The organism is Cellulomonas sp. A375-1, from assembly GCF_001040865.1.
Classification (GTDB): Bacteria; Actinomycetota; Actinomycetes; order Actinomycetales; family Cellulomonadaceae; genus Cellulomonas; species Cellulomonas gelida.
In genome coordinates, this window is record NZ_LFKW01000154.1 from 1 (window position 1) to 6,560 (window position 6,560).

General features: G+C 73.7%; 4 protein-coding genes. 2 read left to right on the plus strand and 2 right to left on the minus strand.

The genetic code is table 11. The annotated features are described in order from the left end of the window. Positions 1 to 318 precede the first annotated feature (318 nt). Together CWIS_RS16890 and CWIS_RS16895 are read right to left on the minus strand one after the other, a co-directional pair. A complete protein-coding gene (locus CWIS_RS16890; RefSeq protein ID WP_156186704.1) occupies positions 319 to 2,739 on the minus strand; it encodes a DEAD/DEAH box helicase in 2,421 nt (806 codons plus the stop codon). 125 nt (positions 2,740 to 2,864) lie between these two features. Beyond that, positions 2,865 to 3,392, minus strand: a complete 528-nt coding sequence (locus CWIS_RS16895) for a GNAT family N-acetyltransferase (protein ID WP_048344520.1) — start codon at positions 3,390 to 3,392, stop codon at positions 2,865 to 2,867. A gap of 439 nt (positions 3,393 to 3,831) precedes the next feature. On the opposite strand from CWIS_RS16895, the gene CWIS_RS16900 reads away from it, so the two are divergent. Both CWIS_RS16900 and CWIS_RS16905 read left to right on the plus strand, forming a co-directional pair. Then, the gene (locus tag CWIS_RS16900; protein ID WP_048344521.1) at positions 3,832 to 5,673 is read left to right on the plus strand and encodes a ribonucleoside triphosphate reductase; all 1,842 of its coding nucleotides are present in this window, start codon (positions 3,832 to 3,834) and stop codon (positions 5,671 to 5,673) included. Between the two features lie 11 nt (positions 5,674 to 5,684). After that, positions 5,685 to 6,530: an anaerobic ribonucleoside-triphosphate reductase activating protein gene (locus tag CWIS_RS16905; RefSeq protein WP_369796604.1), complete on the plus strand. Its 846-nt coding sequence runs from the start codon at positions 5,685 to 5,687 to the stop codon at positions 6,528 to 6,530. Positions 6,531 to 6,560: the final 30 nt, after the last annotated feature.

Genomic DNA, 6,560 nt, shown 5'->3' on the forward strand with positions numbered 1-6,560 from the left:
GACCTCGCGGCGCTCGCGGCCGCGACGCGCATGCAGCGCGGGGACGACGAGGCGGCGGCCTGCGCGCTGGCGAGCCGTGTCGCGGAGCGCAACGGTGCGGACCTGGTCAGGTGCACGGCGGGTCTCGCAGGCGTCGTGGCGGTGGATGTCGACGTGGCCGCGCCGGGAGCGACGGCCCGCGCTCACGCCCGCGCCGGCCCGCGCGGCGCGGAGCCGGCCGGTGCCGAGCCGGGTCCTACGGATCCTGGTGATGCTGGGTCGGCCGCCGCGGGGTCGGGCGGGCCGAGGTCTGGCGGGGTCGCGTCAGGTGGGGTGGCGTCAGGCCGTGGCGTGACGCAGGACGGCATCGAGCAGGCGCAGCGCGGCGGCCTTGTCGAGGGGGTTGTTGGCGTTGCCGCACTTGGGCGACTGCACGCACGCGGGGCACCCCGTGGTGCACCGGCAGTCGGCGATCGCGGAGCGGGTCGCGGTGAGCCAGGTCGCTCCGAGGTGGAAGCCGCGCTCGGCGAAGCCGGCCCCACCGGGGTGGGCGTCGTGCACGAAGACGGTGGCCTCGCCCGTGTCGGGGTGCAGCGCGGTGGACAGCCCGCCGAGGTCCCAGCGGTCGCACGTCGCGAGCAACGGCAGCAGACCGATCGAGGCGTGCTCCGCGGCGTGCAACGCTCCGGGCAGTGCTTCGAGCGTCACGCCCGCCTCCTCGAGCACGGACGCCGGCACGGTCCACCACACCGACGACGTGCGCAGCGTCCGCGGCGGCAGCTCGAGGTCCTCGTAGCCGAGCACGCGCAGGTCGGGCAGGTGCTTGCGGTGGAACCCGAGCACCTGCGACGTGACGTCGACCGTGCCGAGGTACCACGCGACCGGGCCCCAGTGGCGCTCGTCGTGCACGTCGACGATCGCGGTCGTGGACAGCCACTTGGCCCAGGTGCCGAAGTCGACGTCCCGGCGGGTCGCGAGCGCGACGTCGTCTGCCTGGTGCAGCTCGTCGACGACGAACGTCGCCCCCTGGTGCACGTAGACCGCGCCCGGGTGGAGCGTGGCGTCGGCCGCGGCGGCGTCGACGGTGCCGAGGACACGCCCGGTGTCGGTCTCGACGACGCGCACGGGGTTCCCGCCCGCGCCGCGCAGGTCGGTCAGCCGCGAGGCGGGCTCCGCATGCGTCCAGTACCAGCCCGACGAGCGGCGGCGCAGCACGCCGTTGGCGACGAGGTCGTCGAGCACGGCCAGCGCGCGGTCGCCGAACAGCGGGAGCTCCTCGGCGCGGATCGGGCGCTCGGCGGCGGCCGCGCACAGGTGCGGGGCGAGCACGTACGGGTTGGTCGGGTCGAACGCGGTCGCCTCGACGGGGACGTCCAGCACCGCCTCGGGATGGTGGACGAGGTAGGTGTCGAGCGGGTCCTCGCGCGCGACGAGGGCGACGAGCCCGTCGGCGCCCGCACGCCCGGCACGGCCGGCCTGCTGCCAGAACGAGACGCGCGTCCCCGGCCACCCCGCGATGAGCACCGCGTCGAGGCCGGAGATGTCCACGCCGAGCTCGAGCGCGTTCGTCGTCGCGAGCGCGCGCAGCGAACCGGACCGGATCGCGTGCTCGAGCGCTCGTCGTTCCTCGGGCAGGTACCCGCCGCGGTAGGCCTGGACCGTGGCGCGCAGCGACGGGTCGGCGTGGGCGACGTGCTCGCGCGTGGCGGTCGCGACCGACTCTGCCGCCCGGCGCGAGCGCGTGAACGCCAACGTCCGGCCGCCGTGCACGACGAGGTCGGCCAGGAGGTCGGCGACCTCGGCGGTCGCCGTGCGGCGCGGCCGGGTCTCAGGTTCGCCCGGGGTCGCCCACGGGTCCTCGTCCGGCAGCAGCGAGGCCCACGGAGTGCTCGCGTCCGGGCCGTAGCCGGGCAGCTCGGGCGGCTCCCACAGCACCACGGTCTTGCGTCCCGCGGGCGAGGCGTCCTCGGTGACGGACTCGACCTCCTGCGGGTCGACGCCGAGCAGGCGTGCGGCGCTCGCGGCCGGGTCGGCCGTGGTCGCGGAGGCCAGCACGAACGTGGGCGAGGCGCCGTAGGCCGCGGCCAGGCGGCGCAGGCGGCGCAGCACGAGCGCGACGTGCGCGCCGAACACCCCGCGGAACGCGTGGCACTCGTCGAGCACGACGTACTGCAGCGACGCCAGCGGCCGCGACCATCGCTCGTGCTGCGGCAGGAAAGAGAAGTGCAGGAAGTCCGGGTTGGTCAGCACGACGTCGGCGTGGTCGCGCACCCAGCGGCGCTCGTCGGTCGAGGTGTCCCCGTCGCACGTCGCGACCCGGACGTCGCGCACCTGCGCGGCGGTCAGCAGACGGTCGAGCGCGGCGAGCTGGTCGGCCGCGAGCGCCTTCGTCGGGCACAGGTACAGGACGCTCGCGCGACGTCGGGCGGACTCGATGCGGCCCGGGTCGAGCGCGGCCTCGGCCGCCCGCCCGCGCACCGCGCTCAGCGCGGGGAGCCAGTACGCGAGGGACTTGCCGGAGCCCGTCGACGTCGCCAGGACGGTGTGCCGGCCGGCCCATGCGGCCTGCGCGGCCTGCGCCTGGTGCCGCCACGGCGAGTCGACCCCGAGGGCGCGGTAGCCGCGCACCAGGTCCGTGTCCGCCCACGCAGGCCACGGCTCGCGCACCCCCTCGCGTGCCGGGACGTGGCGCACGTGGGTCGCGCGCTCGGCTCGTCGTCCACCGGCGAGCAGCACGTCGAGCAGCTCGTCGGACTCCACCCGACCATGCTCGCACCCGAGCGGCCGTGCTCCGGACGAGGTCTGTGAGCTCGCGCTCGCAGGTGTCGGGGATGAGGCGCCGACGAAGTGCCCCCGCGGGTGCGTCCCGGCGGGGGCACGGGCGGTCACCTGCGCAGCGTCCGCATGCGCCACACGGTGCCGAGCGCGAGGTCGCCGCTCGGGTGAGGGTCGACGTGGTCCACCGCGAACCCTTCACGCTCGTAGAACGCGGCTGCACGGCGGTTGGCGGCGACGTGCTCGACGAACAGCCGGTCGACATCCGGGGGGAGCCGCTCGACGAGTGCGGCGACGAGGCGGGGCCCGAGGCGGCTCCCGCGCAGGCCGGGCGCGACGTAGAGCTTGTAGACCACGTGGTCTAGGCCGGCCCGACCGTGCTGCGCCACCCCGACGACGCGACCGTCGCGCTCGGCGACGACGACGTCCCCTGCCGCGACCGCCGCGCCCACGTACTGCGAGCTCCACCAGCGGCGCACCTGCTCGTCGGCGGCCGCCGTGCCGATCAGCGGCGCGTAGTGGGCCCGTACGTGCGCCTCGCCGAACCCGCAGATGCCCGCCACGTCGTCCGCGACCGCGGCGCGGACCGCGACGTCGCGTGGGGTGAGGTCCCGTGCGTCGGGGTCGTTCGCGGTCATGGTTCTCCCACGGCGGGGCTGGGGCGGTGGCGGTCGGCAGGGCCGGCGCGGTGGTGCCGTGCACTCGACTGCGACGTGCGCCAAGGCTACGACGCGGTGCCCCGCGCGCCGGCACCTGCGAGGGTCGAGGGGTGGTCGGCGCTCGTCGCCGCGTGCCCCGGGCAGGGCCGCCTCGGCGCCCGTCGTGAGAGCCGGAGCGAGCCCGCGGACCGACACGCCGGGGCGTCCGGGTGAACTGCGCGCAGCGACACGCCGTGTCTTCGTGGCGCGGCCGCGCGCGCCACCTGCGGGCACCCGGTCCGGCGGGACCAAGGTCCCGGAGCGCCACCCGCCGTGGGCATAGAAATTCCCACATCTTGTGAACGTCCACCAAGCGCACCACTACATGTGGGGGTCGCGGTGAGATCATGAATTCGACGACGAAGGAGCGCACACCGCCATGTCCGAGCCCGCCGCGCAGGCCCCCACCCCGACCGCGCCCGTCACGGTCGACGTGGCGTCGTCGATCGACGAGTACCTCGACCGCAGCGACTGGCGCGTCAACGCCAACGCCAACCAGGGCTACTCGCTGGGCGGCCTGATCCTCAACACCGCGGGCAAGGTCGTCGCGAACTACTGGCTGTCCGAGGTCTACCCGGCGGCGGTCGGTGAGGCGCACCGCGAGGGCGACCTGCACATCCACGACCTCGACATGCTCTCCGGCTACTGCGCGGGCTGGAGCCTGCGCACGCTGCTGCAGGAGGGCCTCGGCGGGATCCCCGGCAAGGTCGACGCGCGTCCGGCGAAGCACTTCTCGGCGGCGATCGGTCAGATCGTCAACTTCCTCGGCACGATGCAGAACGAGTGGGCCGGGGCGCAGGCGTTCAGCAGCTTCGACACGTACATGGCCCCGTACGTGCGGACGGACAACCTGACGTACGCGCAGGTCAAGCAGGGCATCCAGGAGCTCGTGTACAACCTCAACGTGCCGAGCCGCTGGGGCACGCAGACGCCGTTCACGAACCTCACGTTCGACTGGATCTGCCCTGACGACCTCAAGGACCAGGTCCCGATGGTCGGCGACGAGCCGTGCGACTTCACCTACGGCGACCTGCAGCCGGAGATGGACGTCATCAACCGCGCGTACATCGAGATCATGACCGAGGGCGACGCCACGGGCCGCGTCTTCACGTTCCCGATCCCGACGTACAACATCACGCAGGACTTCGACTGGCACAGCGCGAACGCGGACGCGCTGTTCGCGATGACCGCGAAGTACGGCCTGCCGTACTTCCAGAACTTCATCAACTCGGAGATGAAGCCGGGCGACGTGCGCTCGATGTGCTGCCGCTTGCAGCTGGACCTGCGTGAGCTGCTCAAGCGCGGCAACGGCCTGTTCGGGTCGGCGGAGCAGACGGGCTCGATCGGCGTCGTCACCGTGAACTGCGCGCGCCTGGGGTACGTGCACGCGGGCGACGAGCCCGCGCTGCTTGCCCGGCTCGACGAGCTCGTCGAGTACGCCCGCACCAGCCTCGAGCTGAAGCGCGAGGTGATCGGCCGGCTGATCGACCAGGGCCTCTTCCCGTACACCAAGCGCTACCTGGCCACCCTCGACAACCACTTCTCGACGATCGGCGTCAACGGTCTCAACGAGATGATCCGCAACTTCAGCGGCGACGAGTACGACATCACCGACCCCCGCGGTCACCAGATGGCCGTGCGGGTCCTGGACCACGTCCGGGCCCGGATGGTCGACTTCCAGGAGGAGACCGGCCACCTCTACAACCTCGAGGCGACGCCGGCCGAGGGCACGACGTACCGCTTCGCCAAGGAGGACCGGGCCCGCTTCCCGGGGATCCTGCAGGCCGGCACGGACGCCAACCCGTACTACACCAACTCCTCGCAGCTCCCGGTGGGCTTCACCGACGACCCGTTCGAGGCGCTCGAGCGCCAGGACGAGCTGCAGACGAAGTACACGGGCGGCACGGTGCTGCACCTGTACATGTCGGAGCGACTGTCGACCCCCGACGCCGCCCGTGAGCTGGTCCGCAGGTCCCTGTCCCGGTTCCGCCTGCCGTACCTGACGGTCACCCCCACGTTCTCGATCTGCCCGAACCACGGCTACCTGGCGGGCGAGCACCAGGAGTGCCCGCGCTGCGCCGAGGTCGGCCGCATGCAGGAGTGCGAGGTGTGGACGCGCGTCATGGGCTACCACCGGCCTGTGTCGTCGTTCAACGTGGGCAAGAAGGGCGAGCACGCCGAGCGCACGCACTTCCGCGAGTCCGTGGCGGCGCTCGCGTGACAGTCGCGTCGGTGGGGCAGCGTCCGTCGTCGTCCGACGACGAGCGGGCGCTGCCCCCTGCGCGCGGCGAGGCGGCCCCGCTCGGGACCGCGGGGGACGCCGGTCCCGCGCGGTCGGGTCCGCGGGGCGCGGCCGCGGGCCCCCTCCTGCCCGGAGTGGGTGCCGCTGCGGCGCTCACCCTCGGCGGCGGGCGCAAGGAGGCTTGCGCCGGTGACCTCGTGATCGCCGGGCTCACGCGGATGTCGTCGTGCGACTGGCCGGGCAGGCTCGTCGCGACCGTGTTCCTGCAGGGCTGCCCGTGGCGCTGCACGTACTGCCACAACCACGCGATCCTCGACCCGCGAGCGCCGGGTCAGGTCCCGTGGCGCGAGGTGCGCGAGCTCCTCACTCGTCGTGCCGGGCTCCTCGACGGGGTCGTGTTCTCCGGCGGCGAGCCGACGAGGCAGACGGCGCTGGCCGACGCGATGCGCGAGGTCCGCGACCGCGGGTTCGGCGTCGGCCTACACACCGGCGGGGCCTACCCGCGCAAGCTCGAGGCGCTGCTGCCGCTCGTCGACTGGATCGGATTCGACGTCAAGGCGCCGCGGCACCTGTACCGCGCGATCACGCGCGTCGGCGGCGAGACGACTGCGGCCGACCAGGCGTTCGCGAGCCTGCGGATGGTGCTCGACTCGGGCGTCGACGTGCAGGTCCGCACCACGGTCGACCCCACGGTCCTGTCCGACGACGACGTCCGCGCCCTGACCGCGACGCTGCACGACCTCGGCGTGGCGGACCACGTCCTGCAGGAGGTCCGCCCGGACGGCACCACCACCGAGTACCAGCAAGCCCTCGCGGCCACCCGCCACCCCTCCTGATCCCGCCCAGACCCCCGCCCCGTCCCCACC